Origin of the sequence: Streptomyces sp. NBC_00239, assembly GCF_036194065.1 — a bacterium.
In the GTDB taxonomy this organism is placed as follows: Bacteria; Actinomycetota; Actinomycetes; order Streptomycetales; family Streptomycetaceae; genus Streptomyces.
In genome coordinates this window covers 5,984,880-6,011,208 of the sequence record NZ_CP108095.1, presented here as the reverse complement: position 1 = coordinate 6,011,208, position 26,329 = coordinate 5,984,880, and the positions used below count along the sequence as shown (strand labels likewise).

21 protein-coding genes and 1 tRNA gene are annotated in these 26,329 nt (G+C 71.5%); 13 read left to right on the top strand and 9 right to left on the bottom strand.

The annotated features are described in order from the left end of the window. Positions 1-68: 68 nt before the first annotated feature. The 4 genes from OG764_RS26400 to rpsA form a co-directional block, all read right to left on the bottom strand. The gene (locus OG764_RS26400; RefSeq protein WP_443056053.1) at positions 69-440 is read right to left on the bottom strand and encodes a tetratricopeptide repeat protein; all 372 of its coding nucleotides are present in this window, start codon (positions 438-440) and stop codon (positions 69-71) included. Positions 441-543: 103 nt separating this feature from the next. Further along, positions 544-1,158, bottom strand: a complete 615-nt coding sequence (gene coaE / locus OG764_RS26395) for a dephospho-CoA kinase (RefSeq protein WP_328970916.1) — start codon at positions 1,156-1,158, stop codon at positions 544-546. 125 nt (positions 1,159-1,283) lie between these two features. Continuing rightward, positions 1,284-2,222, bottom strand: coding sequence for a PAC2 family protein (locus tag OG764_RS26390; protein ID WP_328970915.1), 939 nt, complete (start codon positions 2,220-2,222; stop codon positions 1,284-1,286). A 172-nt stretch (positions 2,223-2,394) separates the two neighbouring features. Beyond that, entirely contained in the window at positions 2,395-3,903 is a 1,509-nt protein-coding gene (gene rpsA, locus OG764_RS26385) for a 30S ribosomal protein S1 (RefSeq protein WP_328970914.1), read from the bottom strand. Between the two features lie 327 nt (positions 3,904-4,230). Here rpsA and OG764_RS26380 point away from each other — a divergent pair, with 327 nt between their 5' ends. Together OG764_RS26380 and hrpB are read left to right on the top strand one after the other, a co-directional pair. After that, on the top strand, positions 4,231-5,091 hold the full coding sequence (locus OG764_RS26380) for a class I SAM-dependent methyltransferase (RefSeq protein ID WP_328970913.1): 861 nt from the start codon (positions 4,231-4,233) through the stop codon (positions 5,089-5,091). 11 nt (positions 5,092-5,102) lie between these two features. Beyond that, on the top strand, positions 5,103-7,652 hold the full coding sequence (gene hrpB, locus OG764_RS26375) for an ATP-dependent helicase HrpB (protein WP_328970912.1): 2,550 nt from the start codon (positions 5,103-5,105) through the stop codon (positions 7,650-7,652). Between the two features lie 12 nt (positions 7,653-7,664). Here hrpB and OG764_RS26370 read toward each other — a convergent pair whose 3' ends face one another. The 3 genes from OG764_RS26370 to OG764_RS26360 all read right to left on the bottom strand — a co-directional run bounded on the left by OG764_RS26370 (position 7,665) and on the right by OG764_RS26360 (position 10,567). Next, a complete protein-coding gene (locus OG764_RS26370) occupies positions 7,665-8,660 on the bottom strand; it encodes a DUF3068 domain-containing protein (RefSeq protein WP_328970911.1) in 996 nt (331 codons plus the stop codon). A 12-nt stretch (positions 8,661-8,672) separates the two neighbouring features. After that, positions 8,673-8,813: an SPW_0924 family protein gene (locus OG764_RS26365; protein ID WP_328970910.1), complete on the bottom strand. Its 141-nt coding sequence runs from the start codon at positions 8,811-8,813 to the stop codon at positions 8,673-8,675. 449 nt (positions 8,814-9,262) lie between these two features. Further along, a complete protein-coding gene (locus OG764_RS26360; RefSeq protein WP_328970909.1) occupies positions 9,263-10,567 on the bottom strand; it encodes a lytic transglycosylase domain-containing protein in 1,305 nt (434 codons plus the stop codon). A 248-nt stretch (positions 10,568-10,815) separates the two neighbouring features. Between OG764_RS26360 and OG764_RS26355 the strand changes: the two genes are divergently transcribed. Beyond that, complete coding sequence (locus OG764_RS26355; protein WP_328970908.1) at positions 10,816-11,652, top strand: DUF4184 family protein; 837 nt, start codon at positions 10,816-10,818, stop codon at positions 11,650-11,652. 193 nt (positions 11,653-11,845) lie between these two features. Here the strand turns inward: OG764_RS26355 and polA are convergent, their stop codons facing one another. Beyond that, positions 11,846-14,566 carry a DNA polymerase I gene (gene polA / locus OG764_RS26350; RefSeq protein ID WP_328970907.1) on the bottom strand — a complete coding sequence of 907 codons (2,721 nt, stop codon included), beginning with the start codon at positions 14,564-14,566 and terminating at the stop codon, positions 11,846-11,848. Positions 14,567-14,670: 104 nt separating this feature from the next. Here polA and OG764_RS26345 point away from each other — a divergent pair, with 104 nt between their 5' ends. The 8 genes from OG764_RS26345 (at position 14,671) to OG764_RS26310 (ending at position 24,505) form a co-directional block, all read left to right on the top strand. Further along, the gene (locus tag OG764_RS26345; RefSeq protein WP_328970906.1) at positions 14,671-17,004 is read left to right on the top strand and encodes an FdhF/YdeP family oxidoreductase; all 2,334 of its coding nucleotides are present in this window, start codon (positions 14,671-14,673) and stop codon (positions 17,002-17,004) included. A 105-nt stretch (positions 17,005-17,109) separates the two neighbouring features. Beyond that, a complete protein-coding gene (locus OG764_RS26340; RefSeq protein ID WP_328970905.1) occupies positions 17,110-17,589 on the top strand; it encodes a PaaI family thioesterase in 480 nt (159 codons plus the stop codon). A gap of 118 nt (positions 17,590-17,707) precedes the next feature. Next, on the top strand, positions 17,708-18,124 hold the full coding sequence (locus tag OG764_RS26335) for a hypothetical protein (RefSeq protein ID WP_328970904.1): 417 nt from the start codon (positions 17,708-17,710) through the stop codon (positions 18,122-18,124). 566 nt (positions 18,125-18,690) lie between these two features. Further along, positions 18,691-19,929, top strand: coding sequence for a branched-chain amino acid ABC transporter substrate-binding protein (locus OG764_RS26330; protein WP_328970903.1), 1,239 nt, complete (start codon positions 18,691-18,693; stop codon positions 19,927-19,929). A gap of 136 nt (positions 19,930-20,065) precedes the next feature. Continuing rightward, positions 20,066-20,998: a branched-chain amino acid ABC transporter permease gene (locus OG764_RS26325; protein ID WP_328970902.1), complete on the top strand. Its 933-nt coding sequence runs from the start codon at positions 20,066-20,068 to the stop codon at positions 20,996-20,998. Positions 20,999-21,003: 5 nt separating this feature from the next. Continuing rightward, positions 21,004-22,719, top strand: a complete 1,716-nt coding sequence (locus OG764_RS26320) for a branched-chain amino acid ABC transporter permease (protein WP_328970901.1) — start codon at positions 21,004-21,006, stop codon at positions 22,717-22,719. A 2-nt stretch (positions 22,720-22,721) separates the two neighbouring features. Continuing rightward, positions 22,722-23,792 carry an ABC transporter ATP-binding protein gene (locus OG764_RS26315; protein WP_328970900.1) on the top strand — a complete coding sequence of 357 codons (1,071 nt, stop codon included), beginning with the start codon at positions 22,722-22,724 and terminating at the stop codon, positions 23,790-23,792. Further along, on the top strand, positions 23,789-24,505 hold the full coding sequence (locus tag OG764_RS26310; RefSeq protein WP_328970899.1) for an ABC transporter ATP-binding protein: 717 nt from the start codon (positions 23,789-23,791) through the stop codon (positions 24,503-24,505). The genes OG764_RS26315 and OG764_RS26310 overlap by 4 nt, the downstream gene beginning before the upstream one ends. Before the next feature lie 98 nt (positions 24,506-24,603). On the opposite strand, the gene OG764_RS26305 is transcribed toward OG764_RS26310, so the two are convergent. Then, positions 24,604-25,266 carry an ANTAR domain-containing response regulator gene (locus OG764_RS26305; protein ID WP_328970898.1) on the bottom strand — a complete coding sequence of 221 codons (663 nt, stop codon included), beginning with the start codon at positions 25,264-25,266 and terminating at the stop codon, positions 24,604-24,606. 95 nt (positions 25,267-25,361) lie between these two features. Here OG764_RS26305 and OG764_RS26300 point away from each other — a divergent pair. Both OG764_RS26300 and OG764_RS26295 read left to right on the top strand, forming a co-directional pair. Further along, positions 25,362-25,445: transfer RNA gene (locus tag OG764_RS26300), tRNA-Leu, on the top strand. 85 nt (positions 25,446-25,530) lie between these two features. Then, positions 25,531-26,322 (top strand): helix-turn-helix domain-containing protein, encoded by a 792-nt coding sequence (locus OG764_RS26295; RefSeq protein ID WP_328970897.1) that lies wholly within the window; start codon positions 25,531-25,533, stop codon positions 26,320-26,322. Positions 26,323-26,329 lie beyond the last annotated feature (7 nt).

Genomic DNA, 26,329 nt, shown 5'->3' with positions numbered 1-26,329 from the left:
CCGGCCGGTGCCGCGCACCGCCGCAGAACCCCGGGAGCCGTCGCCCGGGAGTCGTCGCCCGGGGGGCCTCAGTCCTCGAAGCGGGCCGCCGCCAGGTACTCCGGATTCGGGTCGAGGGCCGCCGCCAGCCTGAAGTGCCGCCTGGCGGGCTCGGGCCGTCCCGACCGCTGGAGGGTCCGGGCCAGCGCGAAGTGCGCGAAGGCGTTGTCCGGCTCCCGCTCCAGCACCAGCTCGAATTCCAGCTCCGCGGGACGGAGCTGGGCGGCAGCGAAGAAGGCCCGGGCCCGCAGCAGCCGGGCCGCGGTGTTCTCGGGGTGCACCGCTATCACCGAGTCGAGCAGCTTGACGGCACCCCGCGGGTCCCGGGCCGCGAGCAGCTGTTCGGCGGCGCGGTAGTCGATGACGTGCGTCTCCGGGCTGGTACCGCTTTTGTCGGACACGGCCACGTTCCTTCCCACTTCCAGGGTGTTCCACTCCGGGCACGGGCCGCGCCCGTACCCGCCCCGCCCATCCGTGCCCGTCGTGGTCGGCCCGCGCCCGCGGTCAGCCCGTTTCGGCGGCAGCGGCGGCCCGTTCGACGAGCTCCGCCCACACCTTCCGGACCTGCGGCTCCAGCGCCGCAAGCGGACCGTCGTTGTCGATCACCAGGTCGGCGACGGCGAGCCGCTGCTCGCGCGTGGCCTGCGCCGCCATCCGGGCCCTGGCCTCGCTCTCGGCCATCCCGCGCCGACCGGTCAGGCGGGCCAGTTGCGTCTCGGGCGCCGCGTCCACCACGACCACCAGGTCGTACAGCGGCGCCAGCCCGTTCTCGGCGAGCAGCGGCACGTCGTTCACGACGATCGCGCCGGGCCCGGCGGCGGCTTCCAGCTCGGCCGAGCGGTCCCGGACCAGGGGGTGCACGATCGCGTTGAGCGTGCGCAGCTTCTCCTGGTCGGCGAAGACGATCGCACCGAGCCCGGGCCGGTCGAGGGTTCCCTCGGGGGTCAGTACGGACTCCCCGAAGGCCTCGACGACGGCCGCGAGTCCGGGGGTGCCCGGTTCCACGACCTCCCGCGCGATGCGGTCCGCATCCACGATCACCGCTCCGTACCGGGCCAGCAGCCCGGACACCTCGCTCTTGCCGGCGCCGATGCCGCCCGTCAGACCCACTTTCAGCATGGGCCGAAGCTTAGACCGGCCGCCGCCGCCCCAGAAGAGCGGCGTACGCCCCACCCGCCCGGACGACCGCGCCCCACCCGCCCGGGCCCGGCCGCCGACCGACTGCCTGCCTGCCTGCCTGCCTGCTACGCGTCGCCTTCGCGCTCCGCCAGGAAGCGCTCGAACTCGCGCCCGATCTCGTCCGCGGACGGGATCTCCGCGGGCTCGGCGATCATGTTGCCGCGGGTCTCGGAGCCGGCCGCCGCGTCGTACTGGTGCTCAAGGCCCTGGACCAGCGAGACCAGTTCCTCGTCGCCCTCCCGGATCTGACGGTCGATCTCGGTCTGGGTCCGGTGCGCCTCGGCGCGCAGCGAGTGCGCGACGCCCGGCAGCACCAGTCCGGTCGCGGCCGTGATCGCCTCCAGCGCCGTCAACGCGGCGTCCGGGTACGGGGAGCGGGCGATGTAGTGCGGGACGTGCGCGGCGACGCCCAGCACGTCGTGGCCGGCCTGCCCGAGCCGGAACTCGACGAGCGACTCGGCGCTGCCGGGCACCTGGGCCTCGTCGAACGGGCTGCGGTGGCCGGGCATCAGGTCGGTGCGGTTGCCGTGCGGGGTGATGCCGACGGGCCGGGTGTGCGGCACGCCCATCGGGATGCCGTGGAAGTTGACGGACAGCCGGACGCCGAGCCGCTCCACGATCTGCTCGACGGCCTTGGCGAAGCGCTCCCACTCCACGTCCGGCTCGGGGCCGGAGAGCAGCAGGAAGGGCGCGCCGGTGGCGTCCTGCACCAGCCGTACGTCGAGTTCCGGCGCCTCGAACTCGGTCCAGTGGTCGCGCTGGAAGGTCAGCAGCGGGCGGCGGGCCCGGTAGTCCACGAGCCGGTCCGCGTCGAAGCGGGCCACGACCTGGTGCGGCAGCGTGTCGAGCAGCCGCCCGACGATCTGCTCCCCGGTGTCCCCCGCGTCGATGTACCCCTCGAAGTGGTAGAGCATGACCAGTCCGGCGGAGTCCTGGGCCAGAGCCAGGTCGACCACCGCCAGGCCCTTGGCGTCCCATTCGTACAAACCCTGTGGATCAAGCACGGTTACCACTCCTCCTCGCGTCAATGCCAAGAACGTACGAGGAGTCGCGACCATTCCCCCGCGCGTGAACGGGCACATGAACATGCCGTGAAACGCGGTGAGGCCCGCCCCCCGAAGGGGACGGGCCTTACCGGTTCAGCTCAGCCTCGCGCCGGGGCGCGATGCGCTGCGATCAGCTCTGGCCGCCGGCCAGCTTCTCGCGGAGCGCGGCCAGGGCCTCGTCCGACGCCAGGGCGCCGGAGGTGTCGTCCGACTCCGAGGAGTACGAACCACCCGAGATGCCCGCACCGGCGTTGCCACCGGCGGCCGGGGCGGCAGCGCCCTCGGCGGCAGCGGCCTCGTCGGCCTCGCGGCTCTTGATGACCTGCGCCTGGTGCTGCTCGAAGCGGACCTGCGCCTCGGCGTACTGGCGCTCCCACGTCTCGCGCTGGGTGTCGAAGCCCTCGAGCCAGTCGTTGGTCTCGGGGTCGAAGCCCTCGGGGTAGATGTAGTTGCCCTGGTCGTCGTACGACGCGGCCATGCCGTAGAGGGTCGGGTCGAACTCGACCGAGGCCGGGTCGGCACCGAAGGACTCGTTGGCCTGCTTCAGCGACAGCGAGATCCGGCGACGCTCAAGGTCGATGTCGATGACCTTGACGAAGATCTCGTCGTTGACCTGGACGACCTGCTCCGGGATCTCGACGTGGCGCTCGGCCAGCTCGGAGATGTGGACCAGGCCCTCGATGCCCTCGTCCACGCGGACGAACGCACCGAACGGAACCAGCTTGGTGACCTTACCCGGGACGACCTGACCGATCTGGTGGGTCCGGGCGAACTGCTGCCACGGGTCTTCCTGCGTCGCCTTCAGCGACAGGGAGACGCGCTCGCGGTCCATGTCGACGTCGAGGACCTCGACGGTGACTTCCTGGCCGACCTCGACAACCTCGGACGGGTGGTCGATGTGCTTCCAGGACAGCTCGGAGACGTGGACGAGACCGTCGACGCCACCCAGGTCCACGAAGGCACCGAAGTTGACGATCGAGGAGACGACGCCGGAGCGGACCTGACCCTTCTGCAGGGTGGTGAGGAACGTCTGGCGCACCTCGGACTGGGTCTGCTCGAGCCAGGCGCGGCGGGACAGGACCACGTTGTTGCGGTTCTTGTCCAGCTCGATGATCTTCGCCTCGAGCTCCTTGCCCACGTAGGGCTGGAGGTCGCGGACGCGACGCATCTCGACGAGGGAGGCCGGCAGGAAGCCACGGAGGCCGATGTCGAGGATGAGACCACCCTTGACGACCTCGATGACGGTACCGGTGACGATGCCGTCTTCTTCCTTGATCTTCTCGATCGTGCCCCAGGCACGCTCGTACTGAGCGCGCTTCTTGGACAGGATCAGACGGCCTTCCTTGTCCTCCTTCTGGAGAACCAGGGCCTCGATCTCGTCGCCGACCTTGACGACCTCGTTCGGGTCGACGTCGTGCTTGATCGAGAGCTCGCGGCTCGGGATGACGCCCTCGGTCTTGTAACCGATGTCGAGGAGAACCTCGTCCCGGTCCACCTTGACGATGACGCCGTCGACGATGTCGCCGTCGTTGAAGTACTTGATCGTCTCGTCGATCGCCGCGAGGAACGCGTCCGCGTCGCCGATGTCGTTGACCGCAACCTGCGGAGTGGTGGCGGTGGTCTCGGTGCTGCTCGTCATGTGGGAAAGGGCTCCGGTTACGGACAGAAAGTCGTAGGTACTGCTACGCCGGGAGCCCTTATCGGCATCTGCCGAAGCCGGACAGCCAAGGAAGCCCGAATCCGCAGAGCGGTAGGGCCTCGAAAACCGAGGGGACATCAACAGAAGCAAGCGCAGCCTGCTAGGTCTGAGGAGCACAGGCTCGCAGCGCAACTTGTAGCATACGGGGGCAGCCGGACAGGGTCAATGCGCGAAGGCGCCGACCCCGGACAGAACACCGCACAAACGGCACAACTCGTGTGCCGACAGGCACGGCTGCGTGGTGCGAAGACTACGACGGCGGGCCCGATGAACCAAGAGGATGACGTCTCCGAAGGCGTGTACGAGGCAATCGATGCGGAAGCCGGGGAATCCGACGACGCCGAGGCCACCCGGCGTGACGCCGGAGAAGCGGAGAGCAGCCGGGCCAGCCGCGGCTGGTGGGACCGCAACGCCGACGAGTACCAGAGCGAGCACGGCGCCTTCCTCGGCGACGACCGCTTCGTCTGGGGGCCGGAAGGACTCGACGAGGCGGACGCGGCCCTGCTCGGCCCGGCCGCAGCCCTGCACGGCAAGGACGTCCTGGAGATCGGCGCCGGCGCCGCCCAGTGCAGCCGCTGGCTGGCCGCCCGGGGCGCCCGGCCGGTGGCCCTGGACCTCTCCCACCGCCAGCTCCAGCACGCGCTGCGGATCGGCGACGGTGACGTACCCCTCGTCCAGGCGGACGCCGGGGCGCTGCCCTTCCGCGACGGCTCCTTCGATCTGGCGTGCTCGGCGTACGGAGCGGTGCCCTTCGTCGCGGACCCCGTGAACGTGATGCGCGAGGTGCGGCGGGTCCTGCGCCCGGGCGGCCGCTGGGTCTTCTCCGTCACCCACCCGATCCGCTGGGCGTTCCCGGACGAGCCCGGCGCCGAGGGCCTGTCCGTGTCGGCCTCCTACTTCGACCGCACGCCGTACGTGGAGCAGGACGAGACGGGCGAGGCCCTGTACGTCGAACACCACCGGACGCTCGGCGACCGGGTGCGGGACGTCGTCGCCGGCGGCTTCCGGCTGCTGGACCTGGTCGAGCCCGAGTGGCCGGCCTGGAACAGCCAGGAGTGGGGCGGCTGGTCCCCGCTGCGCGGCCACCTGATCCCCGGCACGGCGATCTTCGTCTGCGAGCGGGACTGACGGCCTTGCCCGTGTCGATACGCACCGAGGCGCTCGCCGCCCTCCCGGTCCGGGAGGCCCTGCCCGCCCTGACCGCCGCCCTGGACACCCACGGCACCGCCGTGCTCTGCGCGCCGCCCGGCACCGGCAAGACCACCCTGGTCCCGCTCGTGCTGGCCGGGCTGGCCGGCCCGGACGGGCGGCCCGGCGACGGCCTCCCGGCGCGCCGGGTGCTGGTCGCGGAGCCCCGCCGGATCGCGGCCCGCGCCGCGGCCCGCCGGATGGCCTGGCTGCTGGGCGAGGAACCCGGCGCCCGGGTGGGCTTCACGGTCCGCGGCGAGCGGGTCGCCGGCCCGGCCACCGTGGTGGAGGTCGTCACCACCGGTGTGCTGCTCCAGCGCCTGCAGCGGGACCCGGAGCTGTCCGGGGTCGACGTCGTGGTCCTCGACGAGTGCCACGAACGCCACCTGGACGCGGACACCGTCGCCGCCTTCCTCCTCGACGTGCGCGCCACGCTCCGCCCGGAGCTGCGGCTGGTGGCGGCCTCCGCGACCACCGACGCGGCGGGCTGGGCCCGGCTGCTGGACGACGCCCCGGTGGTCGAGGCCGCCGGCGTCTCGTACCCGGTGGAGCGGGTGTGGGCGCCGCCGGCCCGGCCGGTGCGGCCCCCGCACGGGATGCGGGTCGACCCGGCGCTGCTGACGCACGTCGCCGCGGTGGTGCGGCGCGCACTGGCCGAGCGGGACGGCGACCTGCTGTGCTTCCTGCCGGGCGTGGGGGAGATCTCCCGGGTCGCCGGGCAGCTCGGGGCGGTGGGAGCGGAGGTCCTCCAGGTGCACGGCCGGGCCCCGGCCGCCGTACAGGACGCGGTCCTCGCGGGCGGCACCGGACGCCGGGTCATCCTGGCGACGGCGGTCGCCGAGTCCAGCCTGACCGTGCCCGGCGTGCGGATCGTGGTGGACGCCGGCCTGGCCCGCGAGCCGCGCACCGACCACGCCCGCGGCCTGGGCTCCCTGACGACCGTACGGGCCTCCCGGGCGGCGGCGCGGCAGCGGGCGGGCCGGGCCGGGCGCGAGGCCCCCGGCGCCGTGTACCGGTGCTGGTCCGAGGCCGAGCACGGCCGGCTGTCCGCGTTCCCCGCGCCCGAGATCAAGCTCGCCGACCTGGCCGGCTTCGCCCTGCAGGCGGCCTGCTGGGGCGACCCGGACGCGACCGGGCTGGCGCTGCTCGACGCCCCGCCGGCCGGGGCGATGGCCGCGGCCCGCGAGGTGCTGGCCGCGGTCGGCGCCGTGGACGCGGCGGGGCGGGCCACCGCCCGCGGCGGCCGCATGGCCCGACTGGGCCTGCACCCGCGCCTGGCCCGCGCCCTGCTGGACGCGGCCCCGCAGACCGGCGCCCGGCGGGCCGCCGAGGTCGTGGCCCTCCTCAGCGAGGAACCGCCGCGCGACTACGGCGACGACCTGGCGGCGGCATGGCGCACGGCCCGCCGCGGCGGCGACGGCTATGCGGCGCGCTGGCGCACCGAAGTCCGGCGCCTGAGCCGGGCGGCCGAGGCGGCCGCGGGGGGCGGGGGCGGGGACTCGCAGCAGGGTGGGCCGGGGGACGACGCCGTGGCCGGGCTCGTGGCGGCGCTGGCGTTTCCCGAGCGGGTGGCGCGGGCGCGGGGCGCGGGCGCGTTCCTGATGGCGTCCGGCACCGGCGCGGAACTCGCGGACGGGTCCGCGCTGCGCAGCGCGCCCTGGCTGGCGGTGGCGGTCGCGGACCGCGGCGCGCACGCCGCCTCGGCGCGGGTGCGGCTGGGCGCCGTACTCGACGAGGACACCGCCCGGGCCGCCGCCGGGCACCTGCTGTCCGCGGGCGAGGAGGTGCGCTGGGAGGGCGGCGAGGTGCTCGCCCGCGGTGTGGAACGGCTGGGCGCGATCGAGCTGGCCGCGCGCGCCCTGAAGAACCCCGATCCGGCCCTGCTGCGGGCCGCGCTCCTGGACGGGCTGCGCGACGAGGGGCTCGGGCTGCTGCGGTGGACCCCGGACGCGGCGGGACTGCGGGCCCGGCTCGGCTTCCTGCACCGGGTGGCGGGCGAGCCGTGGCCGGACGTCTCGGACGAGGCGCTGCTGGCGCGGCCCGACGACTGGCTGGAACCGGAGCTGTCGCGGGCCCGGCGGCGGTCGGACCTGGCCCGGATCGACGCGGGCCAGGCGCTGAACCGGCTGCTGCCCTGGGCGACCGGGCACGCGGCCCGCCTCGACGAGCTGGCGCCGGAGCGGCTGGAGGTGCCGAGCGGTTCCCGGATCCGGCTGGACTACTCGGCGGAACAGCCGGTGCTGGCGGTGAAGCTCCAGGAGATGTTCGGGCTGCGGCAGACGCCGCGGGTGGGTGGGGTGCCGGGGGTGCCGGTCCTCGTACACCTGTTGTCGCCGGCCGGGCGGCCGGCGGCGGTCACCGCGGATCTGGCGTCCTTCTGGGCCGGGGGGTACCGGGCGGTGCGGGCCGAGCTGCGCGGGCGCTACCCCCGGCACCCGTGGCCGGAAGACCCCGCGACCGCCGAACCCACCCGCCACACCAACGCCCGCCTCAAACGCTGAGACGGGTCGCGGTCAGGTGGGGTCGGGGGCGTCCGGGGCGGTGGCGTCGCGGGGTTCGGGGCGCCGGGCGCGGGCTTCGAGCCAGAGGGCGAGGGCCAGCAGCGCGACACCCCCCACGACCAGCCCGCCGGGCGCGTACGTGTGCAGGAAGAGAATCTTGGTCCGGTTCGAGGCGACCAGCTCCACCGTGTGCCGGAGGTAGTCCTCGCGCATCTTCACGTGCCCGTCGAACACGACCAGCCTCTGGCCCGGCGCCGCCGCGGTCAGCGACCCGCCGCGCAGCTCCTCGGTGTGGATCTCCTCGCCGTTGACGGGCGCGCCCGTCACGGGCTCCACCCAGAACATCCGCTTCGTCGTGTACCAGCGGCTGGTCCCGAAGGACTTCTCGATGGTCGACGCGTCGAAGCCCGGCAGCGGCATCTTCTTGGGGAAGGGCACCTTGGTCCACGGGATCGTCTGCTCGTAGTAGTAGACGTCCAGACCGCGGAACTTGCGGGGGCCCACGTAGTGGATCGGCGCGGAGGTACGGCTCTGCGCGTCGAAGTAGAGGTAGTCGCGCGGCTCGGTGAAGAAGGGCCACTTGTACTCGATGCCCTCGCGCCGGACCGGGTCCCCGTCGACCATCTCGCCGGTGGCGTGGACGGGGTCCTGGGTGTGGGCGTCGAAGATGTACCGCTCGGGGACGGACGACACCATCTTGTCGTCGGGCCCGGCCATGTAGGTGAGCGCGTCCCAGACGACGACGTCCTTGCCGGCGTCGGCCTCGATCTCCTCGGAGCGCTCGACGTTGCCCTTGAGCGTCTGCACGATGGTGATCTTCGAGACCTTCTTCGGCTTCAACGTGCCGTAGTCGAGGAGGGTCGCGGGTTTCGCCTCCAGGACCACCTCCTGGTACTGGCCGGGCGGGATCTTCGCGAAGCTCGGGTACATCCACCAGCGCAGCAGCGGTGCGAGCGCGGTGCAGAACACGGCGAGGGAGAGCAGGACGAGGCTCGCTCTGCGTCGCATGGCCGCCTCCTCTTACTTTCCGGGCGCGGGCGGGACGGTGGTGAGCAGCGGCTTGGGTGACGTGCCGCCTTCGGGCGGGCCGATCGCCGTGGCGGTGAAGACGAGGGCCAGCGCGGCGGCCAGCCCGATGGCGGCGGCGAGCAATGCGCGCATGGCGGTGCCTCCGGAATCTGATACGGCGTCAGGGCTGGGGCACCGTAGCAATGCGGGGGCCAGATGAGAACACCGGACGCCGCGGGCCCGGCGGGAGGTGCCCACCCGACAACCCCCGGCCTTGCCGATGCGCTCGGGGCCCTTCCGCCTCACCGGTGCCCTGAGGGGCAACCTCCAGCCTCGCCGACCCCGCGGGGCGCAAATCCCAGCCTTGCCGGCGTTTGAGGCGCGGGGTTTGGGGCGGAGCCCCAAGACCAACCCGGCTGGCGCCGGGCACCGGGCTCCGCCCGGACCCGCGCCTCAAACGCCGGCGAGGCTGAAGGTTGCCCCTCAGGGCACCGGCAAGGCGGGGGGCGCCACGTCAGCCGGCGAGGCTGGAGGTGCCCCTCAGGGCATCGACAAGGCCGGAGGTTGCCCCTCAGGGCATCGACAAGGCCGGGGCGCCACGGTCAGCCGGCGAGGCTGGCGCTGCCGGGTGTGGCGCTCCGGGAGGCCGCAGGGGACGGCGAACCCGTGGGGGTGGCCGAGGACGCCGGCGTCGGCTTCGGAGTCGGGCTCGGGCTCGGCTCCGGGATGAACGTCGGGCTCGGCTTGGAGGTCAGCGTCGGCTTGGGCTTAGGCGTCGAAGTCGGCGTCGGCGTCGGCGTGGGCTTCGGCGTCGGCGTCGGCGTCGGCGTCGGCGTGGGCTTGGGCGTCGGCGTCGGCGTCGGCGTCGGCGTCGGCTTGGGCGTCGGAGTCGGCGTCGGCGTCGGCGTCGGCGTCGGCGTCGGCGTCGGCTCCGGCGTGGGCGTGGGCTTGGGCGTCGGCGTCGGCTTCGGCTTCGGCTTCGGCTTCGGCTTCGGGTGGGCGTCCGGGACCTCGTGGGTGCCGGTCGTGTAGAACGCGTACCAGGACCGCACCGTGAACAGGTACTCCGACGAGCGGTTGTAGCTGAGCACCGCCCGTTCCAGATCGGCCGCGCCCCGCAGGTCCCGCCCGCCCGCGCACAGGTAGCGGCCCGCCGCCAGCGCCGCGTCGAAGATGTTGCCCGGGTTGCGCAGGCCGTCGCCGTCCGCGTCCTGCCCCCAGGCGCGCCACGTGGACGGGATGAACTGCATGGGCCCGACGGCCCGGTCGTACCTGCTGTCGCCGTCGTACGCACCCCCGTCGGTGTCGCGGATGTTCGCGAAGCCCTTGCCGTTCAGCACCGGGCCCAGGATCGGGGTGAGGGTGGTGCCCGCCGCGTCGACGAGGCCGCCGCGCGCCTGCCCGGACTCGACCTGCCCGATCGCCGCGAGCAGCTGCCAGCGCAGTCCGCAGCCGGCGTCGGAGCCGGCCACGGTCCGCTCGGCCCGCAGGTAGGCCGCGAGCACGGTCACGGGTATCCCCCGGCTCCCGGTCCGCGGGATCCGTAGCACCGGTGCGGAGCGCGGCGCGACGGGCCGCCGGGGCACGGCCGCCGGCGGAGTCGGGGCGGGCGTCACGGACGGGCCTGGTCCGGGCGCGGCACTGCCGGCGGGCTGCGGCGAGACGAGCGGCGGCAGGGCGGTGTAGTACGACGAGGACGAGGAGGAGCCGCGCGGGTCGGGGCCGGGCGGCGCGGCGTGCGGGGCGCTGCCGGGGTGTGCCTCGGCGGCCGACGCCCGTTCCGCCGCCGGTCCTTGGGAGGCGGTGACCGCACCGACGACGAGCGCCGAGACCAGCGCGGCCGCGCTCCCGCGCCGCCACGTGCGTCCTGCCCCGCGCCGTGTCCGGCGTCCTGTCCTCGCTGCCATGGCCGGGCCCTCTTCCCCCTCGACGGCTCCTGCGTCCGCGTGACCTTACGACAACTTCCGGACATCCGGCACAGGTTGGCGGCAGCGTTCACCACTTCGCCACGACCCGCACCACCTGCGCATACTGGAACGACGTGATCCACATCCAGTGATCCACATCAACTGATCCGCATCCGCTGATCCCAGCCGGTGATCCCCGGCCGGTGATCCGCAGCCGGTGATCCCGGTGATCCACACGAGAGGCCGTCATGCCGTTCACGCTCAGCCACGCGGCCGCCGTCCTGCCGGCGCTGCGCCGCACCGGCAGGGCCCGCGGCCCGCTCGTCGGCTCGGCTCTCGTCGCGGGTTCCTTCGCCCCCGACCTCACGTACTTCGCGGCGAGCGCGGTCCCGGGCGCGATGGCCTTCGGCACGTTCACGCACTCCCCGGCCGGGGTGGTGACCGTCGACGCCGTGTTCACCGCGGTGCTGGCCGGTGTGTGGCTGCTGCTGCGCGAACCCCTCACCGCGCTGCTGCCGGCCCGCCTGCGCGGCAGGGTGTACGCGGTGGCGCGCGGCGAGCACTGGCGGGGCCGGGCCCGGCTGGCGCTCGCCGCCTGGTTCTACGTCTGCGCGGTGGCGGGCTCCGTCACCCACGTGGTGTGGGACAGCTTCACGCACCACGACCGCTGGGGCACCGAGGCCCTGCCGTTCCTGAACCGGGTCGTGTGGGGGCAGCCCGTGTTCTCCGTCGTGCAGTACGCGGGATCCGCGGTGGCGCTCGGCGTCCTCGGCTGGTTCCTGTGGACCGCGGTGCGCCTCCAGCCCGCCACGGCGACCGTGCCGGCGGCCGTACCCCGCCTCGGGCGCCGCGAACGCACCGCGGCCGTGGCGCTGCTCGCCGCGGCCACGGTCGCCGGAGCCGTACAGCGGGTCCTGCTCTGGTACTCGTACGACCCGCAGGTCACCAGCCCGCTCGACGTGATCCCCGCCCTCTGCTTCGGCGCCGGCACCGGCCTCGCCTGCGGCCTGCTGCTGTACGGGGCGGCCGTACGGCTGTGGCACCGGTCCCGCGCACGGACCCGGACGCCCGCCCTCCCCGGCTAGCCCGGAATGCACCGCCTGGCACCGGCAGCCCGGTGCGGTGCGAGAACCACGCGCCCGCCCCCTCCGAGAGCGAGACCACGCGCCCGGCCGTCTCCGGGAGCGAGAGCATGCGCCCGCCCGCCTCCCGGGGCACGAACACGGGCGCCCGCCCTCCCCGGGCGGGAGGGCGGGCGCCCGGTGACGGCACACGGGGTCAGTGCGCGGCGGACTCCCAGTCCGGGCCGACGCCCACCGACACGTCCAGCGGCGCCCGCAGTTCGACGGCCGCGCCCATCTCGCGGCGGACGAGCTCCTCCACCGCGGCGCGCTCGCCCGGAGCGATCTCCAGCACGATTTCGTCGTGGACCTGGAGCAGCATCCGGGACGTGAGCCCCGCCTCGGTGAGCGCCTTGTCCACGCGCAGCATCGCGACCTTGACGATGTCGGCGGCGGTGCCCTGGATCGGCGCGTTCAGCGCCATCCGCTCGGCGGCCTCACGGCGCTGGCGGTTGTCGCTGTTGAGGTCCGGGAGATACCGGCGGCGGCCGAAGACCGTCGCCGTGTACCCGGTGGCGCGGGCCTCGTCCACCACGCGCCCGAGGTACTCGCGGACCCCGCCGAACCGCTCGAAGAAGGTCTCCATCAGGCCGCGCGCCTCGGCGGGCTCGATGTTCAGCTGCTGGGCGAGACCGAACGCGGACAGCCCGTACGCGAGGCCGTACGACATCGCCTTGATCTTGCGGCGCATCTCGGCGTCGACCTGCGACCGCTCCACGCCGAACACCTGGGAGGCGACGGTGGTGTGCAGGTCCTCGCCGGACAGGAACGCCTCGATCAGGCCCGCGTCCTCGGAGAGGTGGGCCATCACGCGCAGCTCGATCTGGCTGTAGTCGGCCGTCATCAGGGACTCGAAGCCCTCGCCGACGACGAAGCCGCGGCGGATCGCGCGGCCCTCGTCGGTGCGCACCGGCACGTTCTGCAGGTTGGGGTCGGTGGAGGACAGCCGGCCGGTCGCGGCGACGGTCTGGCTGAAGCTGGTGTGCACCCGGCCGTCGGCGGCGACCGTCTTGACCAGGCCCTCGACGGTGACGCGCAGCTTGGCCTGCTCCCGGTGACGGAGCATGATCACCGGCAGTTCGTGGTCGGTCTGCGTGGCCAGCCAGGCCAGCGCGTCCGCATCCGTGGTGTACCCGGTCTTCGTCTTCTTCGTCTTCGGCAGGTCCAGCTCGCCGAAGAAGACCTCCTGGAGCTGCTTGGGCGAGCCGAGGTTGAACTCGTGGCCGACCGCCGCGTGCGCCTCCTTCACCGCCTGCTGCACCGCGCCCGCGAACTGCTGCTCCATGGCGTCCAGGTGGTCGCGGTCGGCGGCGATGCCGGCCCGCTCCATCCGGGCGAGGAGCTCGGACGTCGGCAGCTCCATGTCGTGGAGCAGCTCGGCCGCGCCCACCTCGTCCAGCTTGGCGGTGAAGGCGTCGCCCAGGTCGAGGACCGCGCGGGCCTGCGCCATCAGCGCCTCGGCCTCCGCGGTGTCGTCCGCGCCGAAGGCCAGCTGGCCGTCGGCGGCGGCCGGCGCGAGCTCCCGGTGCAGGTACTCGTTGGACAGCGCGTCCAGGTCGAAGGAGCGGCGGCCCGGCTTGACCAGGTAGGCGGCGAGCGCGGTGTCCATGGTGACGCCGGCGAGGGTCCAGCCGTGCTCGGGGAAGACCCGCATCAGGCCCTTCGCGTTGTGCACGACCTTCGGCTTCGCCGCGTCGGCGGCCCAGGCGGCGAACGCCCGCTCGTCGGCCTCGTCCAGCTCGGACGGCTCGAACCACGCCGCGGCCCCGCCGGCCGCGGCCAGCGCGATCTCGCTGACATTGCCCTGGCCCAGCGCCCAGCTGTCGACGGTGGAGACGCCCAGCGGGCCGCCCGCGTGGGCTTCCAGCCACGGGGCCAGCTCGCCCGCGCCCAGCACGGAGGCGTCGAGCTCCACGCCCGCCGCCGGAGCCGGGGCCTCCTCCTCGGCCGCGCCCGGGTCCACGGCCAGCAGCCGCTCGCGCAGCGAGGCGTTGCGGATCTCCAGCACGTCCAGCACGCCGAGCATGGCGGTCCGGTCGTACGCGACGCGGACCAGGTCGGCGGGGGTCTTGGGCAGCTCCACGTCCTTGACCATCTCGGTCAGGACGCGGTTGAGCTTGACGGCCTCCAGGTGGTCCCGGAAGTTCTGCCCGGCCTTGCCCTTGACCTCGTCCGCGCGCTCCACCAGCTCGGCGAACGACCCGAACTGGGTGATCCACTTGGCGGCGGTCTTCTCGCCGACGCCCGGGATGCCCGGCAGGTTGTCGGACGGGTCGCCGCGCAGCGCCGCGAAGTCCGGGTACTGCTGCGGGGTGAGCCCGTACTTCTCCTCGACCTTCTCCGGGGTGAACCGGGTCAGCTCGGAGACGCCCTTGGTCGGATACAGCACGGTGGTGTGCGCCGAGACGAGCTGGAAGGAGTCCCGGTCGCCGGTCACGATCAGCACGTCGAAACCGAGGGCCTCAGCCTGCGTCGCCAGCGTCGCGATCACGTCGTCGGCCTCGAAGCCGTCGACCGCGAAACGCGGCACGTGCATCGCGTCGAGAAGTTCGCCGATCAGCTCGACCTGCCCCTTGAACTCGTCGGGGGTCTTGGACCGGTTCGCCTTGTACTCGGGGAACTCCGTCGACCGCCACGTCTTGCGGGACACGTCGAACGCCACCGCGAAGTGCGTGGGCGCCTCGTCGCGCAGGGTGTTCGCCAGCATCGACGCGAAGCCGTAGATGGCGTTGGTCGGCTGGCCGGTCGCCGTCGTGAAGTTCTCCGCGGGCAGCGCGAAGAACGCCCGGTACGCCAGGGAGTGCCCGTCCATGAGCATCAGGCGGGGGCGGTCCGCTGCGGTCGTCTGGTCGGTCTTCTTCGATGCTGAATCTGCCACGCCCCCGATCCTAGGCGCCCCCACCGACAAATCCGCCGTCGGCGACGGCGGAGGAGCGTGACAGGATCGGATGCGTACGAGAAGACTGCTCAAAGGGGAGCGACATGGCCACCAAGCCGCCCGCAGGTGATCCGGTTCAGGACGCGCCGCAGGTAGCGCCCCCGCAGCACGCTGCCGCGGGCCTCCCCGCGATCGGGCACACCCTCAAGATCGCCCAGGCGCAGATGGGCCTGCGGCGCACCGCGCAGACCCTCCTCAAGGTCAACCAGAAGGGCGGCTTCGACTGCCCCGGCTGCGCCTGGCCCGAGGGCGACAAGCGGCACACCGCCGAATTCTGCGAGAACGGCGCCAAGGCCGTCGCCGAGGAAGCCACCCTGCGCCGCGTCACCCCCGACTTCTTCGCCGCGCACCCCCTCGCCGACCTCGCCGGCCGCAGCGGCTACTGGCTCGGCCAGCAGGGCCGCATCACCCAGCCCGTGCTGCTCGAACGGGGCGCCCGGCCCGACGGCGAGGACCGCTACGACGCGATCACCTGGGAACGCGCCTTCGCGATCATCGCCGAGGAGCTCCAGGCCCTGGACTCCCCCGACGAGGCCCTCTTCTACACCTCGGGCCGCACCAGCAACGAGGCGGCGTTCCTCCTCCAGCTGTTCGCCCGCGAATTCGGCACCAACAACCTGCCCGACTGCTCGAACATGTGCCACGAGTCCTCCGGCTCGGCGCTCAACGAGACCATCGGCATCGGCAAGGGCAGCGTCTCCCTCGAAGACCTCCACCAGGCCGACCTGATCATCGTCGCCGGCCAGAACCCCGGCACCAACCACCCCCGGATGCTCTCCGCCCTCGAAAAGGCCAAGGCCGCCGGCGCGAAGATCATCTCCGTGAACCCGCTGCCCGAAGCGGGCATGGAACGCTTCAAGAACCCCCAGACCCCCCTCGGCATGTTCCGCGGCGCGGCGCTCAACGACCTGTTCCTCCAGATCCGCATCGGCGGCGACCAGGCCCTCTTCCGCCTCCTCAACAAGCTCGTCCTCGAAGCCTCCGACAGCGCGCCCGAAAGCCCCTCCGGCACGGGCCAAGCCGCCATCGACGAGGCCTTCATCCGCGAACACACCCACGGGTACGAGGAATTCGCCGCCGCCGCCCGCGCCGCCGACTGGGACGACACCCTCACCGCCACCGGCCTGCGGCGCGAGGAGATCGAAGAAGCCCTGCGCATGGTCCTCGCCTCGCGGCGCACCATCGTCTGCTGGGCCATGGGCCTCACCCAGCACAAGCACTCCGTCGCCACGATCCGCGAGGTCGTCAACTTCCTGCTGCTGCGCGGCAACATCGGCCGCCCCGGCGCCGGCGTCTGCCCGGTCCGCGGCCACTCCAACGTCCAGGGCGACCGCACCATGGGCATCTTCGAACGGCCCGCACCCGCCTTCCTCGACGCCCTCGACAAGGAATTCGGCATCACCTCGCCCCGCCACCACGGCCTCGACGTGGTCCGCGCCATCGAGGCCCTGCGCGACGGCAAGGCCAAGGTGTTCTTCGCGATGGGCGGCAACTTCGTCGGCGCCACCCCCGACACCCACGTCACCGAGGCCGCGATGCGCAACGCGTCCCTCACCGTGCACGTGTCGACGAAACTCAACCGCTCCCACGCCGTCACCGGCCGCCGCGCCCTGATCCTGCCGACCCTGGGCCGCACCGACAAGGACGTCCAGGCCTCCGGCAAGCAGTTCGTCACGGTCGAGGACTCCATGGGCATGGTCCACTCCTCCCGCGGCAACCTCACCCCCGCGAGCCCCCACCTGCTCTCCGAGCCCGCGATCGTGGCCCGGATGGCCCGCGCCGTCCTCGGCGCCGCCTCCGCGACGCCCTGGGAGGACTTCGAGCACGACTACGCGGTCATCCGCGACCGGATCTCCCGCGTGGTGCCCGGCTTCGAGGACTTCAACGCCCGGGTGGCCCGCCCCGGCGGCTTCACCCTGCCGCACGCCCCCCGCGACGAGCGCCGCTTCCCCACCGCCACCGGCAAGGCCAACTTCACCGCCGCCCCCGTCGAGTACCCGACGGTCCCCGCCGGCCGGCTGCTCCTGCAGACCCTGCGCTCCCACGACCAGTACAACACCACGATCTACGGCCTGGACGACCGCTACCGCGGGATCACCGGCGGCCGCCGCGTCGTCCTCGTCAACCCGCAGGACGCCGCGGAGCTCGGCCTCGCCGACGGCGCGTACACCGACCTGGTCGGCGAGTGGAAGGACGGCGTGGAGCGGCGCGCGCCCGGGTTCCGGGTGGTCCACTACCCGACCGCGCGCGGCTGCGCGGCCGCCTACTACCCCGAGACCAACGTGCTGGTCCCCCTCGACTCGACGGCCGACACCAGCAACACCCCGGCCAGCAAGTCGGTGATCGTCCGCTTCGAGCCGGCCGTCTCCCCGGCCTGACCTCCGCCCGGCCGGTCCGCGGCCGCCTCCCCCTCCCTGACCGGCATCCCGGTCACCTGATATGAAGAGCCTTGTTAACGGTCGTTTACGAACGGAGCCGGCCCCATGGGCGAGCAGCGCCACGTGAAGTTCCCGCAAGAGGTCATCGACGAATACGCCGGACTCGGCGTCGACCTGCCCGCACTCTTCTCCGCCGGACACCTCGGCACCCGCATGGGCATCCAGATCCTGGAAGCCGCCGCCGACCGCGTCGTCGGCACCATGCCCGTCGAAGGCAACACCCAGCCCTACGGACTCCTGCACGGCGGCGCCTCCGCCGTACTCGCCGAAACCCTCGGCTCCGTCGGCACCATGCTCCACGGCGGCCTCAACAAGATCGCCGTCGGCGTCGACCTCAACTGCACCCACCACCGCGGCGCCCGCTCCGGCCTCGTCACCGGCGTAGCCACCCCGCTCCACCGCGGCCGCTCCACCGCCACCTACGAGATCGTCATCACCGACGAACAGGACAAGCGGATCTGCACCGCCCGCCTCACCTGCATGCTCAAGGACGCCGGCACCGCCACCGCCGTCCCCGCCACCTGAGCCGCCCGCCCGCACCGCACACCGCCGGGCTCCCCGCGCACCCCCAGGGCGCCCGGGGAGCCCCGGCATTCCCCCCGCGACGGTTGTGTCACCGATCGTGACGGCCTACCTTCCCCTCATGGGGACCACGCCGCACACCACGGCCCGGCACACCGCCTGCGCCCTCCTCGCCGCACTCGCACTCGCCGGATGCACCGGTTCCGCCACGCCCGGCCCACCCGCGACCGGCACACCGGCCACCAGCGCCCCCGCACCCCGCCCCAGCAGCCCCGCCGACATCTGCACCGCCCTCGTCTCCTACTGGATCACCGAGGCCCTCACGGGCGGTAAGTGGGCCGGCCTCGACTGGGAGCAGAAGGGCATGTCGAACGGCCAGTACGAGATCCACGAACAGGTCCTCGCCGAGGCCCGCGCCGAGGAGCGAACAAGCGGCCGCCAAGCGGCACTTGACTTCGCCGGACCCCGCGTCCGGCAGCGCTGCACCGAGGAGCGCGGCGCCACCCGCAGCTCAGAGAACTGGCGACCCCCGGCCTGACCCCCTCACCGGATTCCCGACCCCGCTGTCCGCCTTCCGGTCACCCGGCCGGGCGGCGCGACCCCGGCGCGCACTCAGCAGGTCGGACCCCCTTTGCGCGCCCCGCACCCCCCGGTCCCCCGCACCGCGCGCACCTCGCCATCCCTTTACGTTCCGTAATCGCCACACCCGGCGGAATGCCCGGCGAAAGACCGTTTTCCCACGTCAAGCGCGTGCGGCCGCCATATTTCGGCCACACCCTGCTACCAAAATGACCAAACGATCAGCGTCAGTAGCATGAAACCCTCAAGCCCCTTAGCGGAGCTGGGAATTCTCACCATGCGGACGATCACCCCCACCCCCAAACGCCCGATCTGTCGCTATTACCGGCACACATTCTTGGCCTTGGCATAACAAGAGCGTCACATCCTCCTTTCCCGCCTCCCCCATCTCGCCACCTCCGCTCTAGAGTCACGGCCAGTCACCGCGCCGCCGGGCGCATCGCAGCACGGCCGCGTACCTCCCAGTGCGGCCCGGCGACAAAACGGCACCTCGCATAGGGGGCCGCGCCAGGGAAAGGAAGAATCGTGCGACACCGTTCTTTGCTCATCCTCACCACCGTGATCACCACGGGAGCACTGACCCTCACCGCCTGCGGATCGCGCGACGGCAAGACCGACGAAGGCAAGACCGACGGCGGCAAGAAGACCGTCGTCGTCATCGGCGTCGACGCCCCGCTGACGGGCTCGCTCTCCGCACTCGGCCAGGGCATCAAGAACTCCGCCGACCTCGCGGCCAAGACGGCCAACAAGAACAACGAGGTCCCCGGAGTCGAGTTCAAGGTCGAGGCCCTCGACGACCAGGCGGTCCCCGCCTCCGGTCAGGCCAACGCCACCAAGCTCGTCGGCAACAAGGAAGTCCTCGGCGTCGTCGGCCCCCTGAACTCGGGCGTCGCCCAGCAGATGCAGGGCGTCTTCGCCTCCGCCAACCTGGCGCAGGTCTCCCCGGCCAACACCAACCCCTCGCTCAGCCAGGGCGACAACTGGGGCAAGGGCGAGTTCAAGCGCCCCTTCAAGACCTACTTCCGCACCGCCGCCACCGACGTGGTCCAGGGCAAGTTCGCCGCCCAGTACCTCTTCAAGGACGCCGGCAAGAAGAAGGTCTTCGTCGTCGACGACAAGCAGACCTACGGCGCCGGCCTCGCCGCGATCTTCTCCGACGAGTTCAAGCGCCTCGGCGGCAAGGTCGTCGACACCGACCACGTCACCGTCAAGGAGACCGACTTCTCCACGACCGCCGACAAGGTCAAGTCCTCCGGCGCCGACTCCGTCTACTTCGGCGGCCAGTACCCCGAGGGCGGCCTGCTCTCCGACCAGATCAAGAAGACCGGCGCCAAGGTGCCCGTCATGGGCGGCGACGGCATCTACGACCCGGCCTTCATCGCCGCGTCCGCCGAGGCCAACGACGGCGACCTCGCCACCTCGATCGGCTACCCCGTCGAGAAGCTCCCCACCGCCAAGACCTTCATCGCCGACTACGCGGCCGGCGGCTACAAGGACCCGTACGCGGCCTACGGCGGCTACTCCTACGACGCCGCCTGGTCCGTCATCCAGGCCGTCAAGGCCGTCGTCACCGCCAACGGCGGCAAGGTCCCGGACGACGCCCGCGCCAAGGTCGTCGAGGCCCTCGGCAAGGTCTCCTTCGACGGCGTGACCGGCAAGGTCGCCTTCGACGAGTACGGCGACACCACCAACAAGCAGCTCACCGTCTACAAGGTCGAGGGTGGCGCCTGGAAGGACGTCAAGAGCGACACCTTCACCGAGTAGCACCCCCACGGGCCCTCCCGGCCCGGACCCAGGCCACCCGGCCTGAACCGCACCACCTGAACCACCCCACCGCGCGAGGGCGCAAACAGCGCCCTCGCGCGGAGTCTTATCCGACACGCTCATCGGAGGCCCTGCGGTGCACGAACTGCCGCAACAGCTGGCCAACGGCCTTGCCCTCGGTGCCCTTTATGGCCTCATAGCCATCGGGTACACCATGGTCTACGGCATCGTCCAGCTCATCAACTTCGCCCACGGCGAGATCTTCATGATCGGCGGCTTTGGAGCCCTCACCACCTACACCGCCCTCCCCAGCGGTACTTCACTCCTGGTGGCGATCCCGCTCATGATCATCGGTGGCGCACTCGCCTCCGTAGCGGTCGCGACCGCAGCGGAACGCTTCGCGTACCGCCCCCTGCGCAGCGCGCCCAGGCTCGCCCCCCTCATCACCGCCATCGGCCTCTCCATCGCGCTCCAGCAGCTCGTGTGGCAGTTCTACCCGGACGCCAAGAAGGCAGTGACGTTCCCCGAGTTCAAGGGCGACGCCTACCAGATCACCGACAGCCTGACGATCCAGCGCGCCGACGCCTTCGTCCTCGTCCTCGCCCCCCTGTGCATGCTCGCCCTCGGCGTCTTCGTCGCCAAGAGCCGCAGCGGCCGCGCCATGCAGGCCACCGCGCAGGACCCGGACACCGCGAAGCTGATGGGCATCAACACCGACCGCATCATCGTCATGGCCTTCGCCATCGGTGCCGCGTTCGCCGCCGTCGCCGCCGTCGCCTACGGCCTCGACAAGGGCCAGATCAACTTCGAAATGGGCTTCATCCTCGGCCTCAAGGCGTTCACCGCAGCCGTCCTCGGCGGCATCGGCAACATCTACGGAGCCATGGTCGGCGGCGTCGTCCTCGGCCTCGCCGAATCGCTCTCGATCGCCTACATCGAGGACATCCCCGGCATGCAGCAGCTCGGCGGTGGAGCCTGGTCCAACGTCTGGGCGTTCGTACTCCTCATCGTCGTCCTCCTCGTGCGGCCACAAGGCCTGCTCGGTGAGCGCGTCGCGGATCGGGCGTGAGAACCATGACCACCGACAGCACCACGAAGACCACCACCGCGGGCGCCCCCAAGAGCAGCCTGCTGTACGCGATCATCGGCGGCAGCCTCGCCACGATCGCCAGCACCTACCTCGCCTGGACGTGGACCACCGACTTCCCCGGTGACCTCACCATCTACGGCAGCCCCGCCCCGCTCCAGATGCTCACCCTGGTCGGCGCGCTCCTCACCGCCGCCTTCGCGCTCTCCGCGCTCGGCACCAAGGGCTTCGGCTGGCTCACCCCCACCGGCGCCCGCAAGGCCGTCTGGCTCCTGGCCCTGGGCACCTTCGCCACCACCCTGTTCACGGTGGTCTCCATCGCCGTCGAACTCGGCGGCGTCGCCCACCTCGAACCCGGCGCCTACGTCGCCGTCGTCGCCTCGCTCGTCCCGGCCCTCGCCGCGTACAAGCTCCCCGACGACACCCGCAAGGCCGCCCCGGCCGGGAAGCTGCCCTCCTGGGCCGAAATCCTCGTCATCACCGGCGCCTTCGCCGTGGGCCTCTACGTCGTCACCTTCGGCATCGACACCGACGACAAGGAACCGCAGCTCTTCATCGCGTACCTGATCATCGTCCTGTTCGCCACCACGGCCCTCCTCAAGTCCGGCCTGGTCGAACGGTTCTCCGAGATCACCGCACGCAACCGCCAGGTGACGATCATCGGGACCATGGCCGCGGCCGTCGCCTTCCCGTTCATCCAGCAGAGCGGCGACACCTACACCCTCATCGCGGTCAACATCCTCATCTTCGCGACCGTCGCCCTCGGCCTGAACGTCGTCGTCGGCCTCGCCGGCCTCCTCGACCTCGGCTACGTCGCCTTCCTCGGCGTCGGCGCCTACACCGCGGCCCTCGTCTCCGGAAGCACCGCCTCCGCATTCGACGTCAAGCTCCCCTTCTGGGCCGCAGTCCTCGCCGGCGCCCTCGCCTCGCTGATCTTCGGCGTCGTCATCGGCGCCCCCACCCTGCGACTGCGCGGCGACTACCTCGCCATCGTCACCCTCGGCTTCGGAGAAATCTTCCGCATCGCCATGGGCAACCTCGACGGCGTCTCCGGCCCGGACATCACCAACGGCCCCAACGGCATCCCGAACGTCCCCCACCTCGAACTCTTCGGGTGGAACTTCGGCGAAGCCCACACCGTCATGGGCGTAGAACTCGGCGCCTACGCCAACTACTACCTGCTCATGCTCCTCGTGATGGCCCTCGTCATCGTCATCTTCGCCCGCGCCCAGAACAGCCGCATCGGCCGCGCCTGGGTCGCCATCCGCGAAGACGAGACCGCCGCCACCGCCATGGGCATCAACGGCTTCCGCGTCAAGCTGATCGCCTTCGCCCTCGGCGCCACCCTCGCGGGCCTCGCCGGCACCGTCCAGGCCCACGTCAACACCACGGTCGTCCCCGAGAACTACGTCTTCGCCGGCCCCGTGCCCCCGAACTCCGCGTTCCTCCTCGCCGCCGTCATCCTCGGCGGCATGGGCACCATCCGCGGCCCCATCCTCGGCGCCGCACTGCTCTTCCTGATCCCGGCCAAGCTGCAGTTCCTCCAGGACTACCAGCTCCTCGGCTTCGGCATCGCCCTCATCCTGCTCATGCGCTTCCGCCCCGAAGGCCTCATCGCCAACAAGCGGGCCAAGCTCGAGTTCCACGACGACACCGCTGACCAGGCCCCCACGGACCTGGCCACCGCCAAGGCGGGGGCGTGAACATGACCACCACCACCAGCACCTCGCCCGTCCTCGAAGCAAGCGGCGTCACCATGCGCTTCGGCGGCCTCACCGCCGTCCGCTCCGTGGACCTCACCGTCAACGCAGGCGAGATCGTCGGCCTCATCGGCCCCAACGGCGCCGGCAAGACCACCTTCTTCAACTGCCTCACCGGCCTGTACGTCCCCACCGAGGGCACCGTCAGCTACAAGGGCACCGTCCTGCCGCCCAAGCCCCACCTCGTCACCCAGGCAGGCATCGCCCGCACCTTCCAGAACATCCGACTGTTCTCCAACATGACCGTCATGGAGAACGTCCTCGTCGGACGCCACACCCGCACCAAGGAAGGCCTCTGGTCCGCCCTCCTGCGCGGCCCCGGCTTCAAGAAGGCCGAAGCCGCCTCCGAGGCCCGAGCCATGGAACTCCTCGCCTTCATCGGCCTGGAGAACAAGGCCCACCACCTGGCGAAGAACCTCCCCTACGGCGAACAGCGCAAGCTCGAAATCGCCCGGGCCCTCGCCAGCGACCCCGGCCTCATCCTCCTCGACGAGCCCACCGCCGGCATGAACCCCCAGGAAACCCGCGCGGCCGAAGAACTCATCTTCGCCATCCGGGACCTCGGCGTCGCCGTCCTCGTCATCGAGCACGACATGCGCTTCATCTTCAACCTCTGCGACCGCGTCGCCTGCCTCGTCCAGGGCGAAAAGCTCATCGAAGGCACCGCAGCCGAAGTCCAGGGCGACGAGCGCGTCATCGCCGCCTACCTGGGAACCCCCTTCGAGGGCGACCCCGGAGCCGCCGAAGTCGCCGAAGTCGAAGCCGCCGAAGCCCACGCCGCCGAAGCGGCCGAAGCAGAAGCCGAGCCCGAGGCGGAGGCGGAGGCGGAGGCAGAAGCCGAGGCCGAGGCTGAGGCAGAAGCCGAGGCCGAAGCAGAAGCCGAGCCCGAGGCGGAGGCAGCAGCCGAGCCCGAGGCCGACCCGACCGACACCGAAGCGGACACGGACGCCCCCGCGGCAACCGAACCCGCCGAGGACAGCACCACCCGCACGGAACCGGAAGGAGAGGCCAAGTGACCGCACTGCTCAAGGTCGAAGACCTCAAAGTCGCCTACGGCAAGATCGAAGCCGTCAAGGGAATCTCCTTCGAGGTCAACCAGGGCGAAATCGTCTGCCTCGTCGGCACCAACGGCGCCGGCAAGACCACCACCCTGCGCACCCTCTCCGGCCTCATCAAGCCCCGCGGCGGCACCATCACCTTCGACGGCCAGCCGCTCAGCACCGTCCCCGCACACAAGATCGTCTCCCTGGGCCTCGCCCACTCCCCCGAGGGACGCCACATCTTCCCCCGGCTGACGATCGCCGAAAACCTCCAGCTCGGTGCGTTCCTGCGCAGCGACAAGGAGGGCATCGAGAAGGACATCCAGCGCGCCTACGAGATGTTCCCCATCCTGGGCGAACGCCGCAAGCAGGCCGCCGGCACCCTCTCCGGCGGCGAACAGCAGATGCTCGCCATGGGCCGCGCGCTCATGTCCCAGCCCAAGCTGCTCATGCTGGACGAGCCCTCCATGGGCCTCTCGCCGCTCATGATGCAGAAGATCATGGCGACGATCGCCGAGCTCAAGGCCACCGGCACCACCATCCTGCTCGTCGAGCAGAACGCCCAGGCGGCGCTCTCGCTGGCCGACCAGGCGCACGTCATGGAGATCGGCAAGATCGTCCTGTCGGGCACCGGCCAGGAACTCCTCCACAACGAGGACGTCCGCAAGGCCTACCTCGGCGAGGACTGACCCCCGCCGTACGCACAAACGACTGAGGCCCGCCCCCGGATGTTCCGGGGGCGGGCCTCAGTCGTACGTACGGGCCGGCCACGGCCCTCCCGCGGGCCCTACTGGCCCTTGGCCGCGTTCTTCTTCTCCTCGGCGTCCTCGATGACCGCCTCGGCCACCTGCTGCATCGACATCCGCCGGTCCATCGACGTCTTCTGGATCCACCGGAACGCGGCCGGCTCGGACAGCCCGTACTGCGTCTGCAGCACGCTCTTCGCCCGGTCCACCAGCTTGCGCGTCTCCAGCCGCAGCGAGAGGTCCGCGACCTCCTTCTCCAGCGCCTTCAGCTCCGCGAACCGCGACACCGCCATCTCGATGGCCGGCACCACGTCGCTCTTGCTGAACGGCTTCACCAGGTACGCCATCGCACCCGCGTCACGGGCCCGCTCGACCAGGTCGCGCTGCGAGAACGCGGTCAGCATCAGGACCGGCGCGATGGACTCCTCCGCGATCTTCTCGGCCGCGGAGATCCCGTCCAGGACGGGCATCTTCACGTCCAGGATCACCAGGTCCGGCCGGTGCTCCCGCGCCAGCTCGACGGCCGTCTGCCCGTCCCCGGCCTCGCCGACGACGGCGTAGCCCTCCTCCTCCAGCATCTCCTTGAGGTCGAGACGGATGAGCGCCTCGTCCTCGGCGATGACGACACGGGTCGTCAGCGGCGGGACGTGCGACTGGTCGGCGTCTACGGGCGTGGGCGACGACTCGGACTCGGCGGCGGTCACGGGAGACTCCTTGAGGCGGGGCTGTGTGCTGCTGGAATGAGCCTACCTAGCTGCAACGTCGCCGAGTCACCCGGTACACTCCGACGTGCAAGCCTGCCGGGTTGGCGCAACTGGTTGACGCGGAGGTCTCAAACACCTCTGTCCGCAAGGACGTGTGGGTTCGAATCCCATACCCGGCACATGTCCGAAAAGCGGACGTTCACCTTCGCGTGAACGTTCGCTTTTTGCTACACGCCGCCACTTTGCATCACACAGAGTGGCGACATGACGTATCACACCCTCACGGTGCGCCAGACGGCCCTGTCGTTGCTCCGGGACGGCGTCCGGAACAGCGACGTCGCACGGCGACTGAACGTGCCCCTCGGAACAATCGGCTACTGGAAGCACATGGACCGCGCGAAGCGTGGCGAGTGCCCTGGACGCCAAGCCCGGCCGGACTGCCCGAGGTGCCACGAGGTGCCTCTTGACCATGAGGCCTACTCATACCTCCTGGGCCTCTACCTGGGCGACGGTCACATCAGTTGGTACTCGGCCCACCGGGCACCCAGCCTCATGATCACCTGCGATAACAAATGGCCGGGCCTGATGGACGCTTGCGAGGCGGCCATGCGGCGCGTCCTCCCGCTCCACAGCACGTGCCGGGTACGCAGCACCGGGTGCCACAACGTGAAGGTGTACTCCCAGCACCTCGAATGCATCTTTCCCCAGCACGGCCCGGGCAGGAAGCACGAGCGGCGCATCGCGCTCGAACCGTGGCAGCAAGAGATAGTCGACGCCTACCCGTGGGAGTTCATCCGGGGGCTCATCCACTCGGACGGCTGCCGGATCACCAACTGGACCACGCGCCTCGTCGGCGGCGAGCGAAAGCGCTACGAGTACCCGCGGTACTTCTTCACCAACAAGTCCGACGACATCCGGAAGCTCTGCACGGACACGCTGACGAAGGTGGGGGTCGAGTGGACGATCCTTGCTCGCGGCAGCGACCCGTTCAACGTGTCCATAGCCCGAAAGGCGTCCATCGCGTTGATGGACGCCCATGTGGGGCCGAAGTACTGAGCCGGCG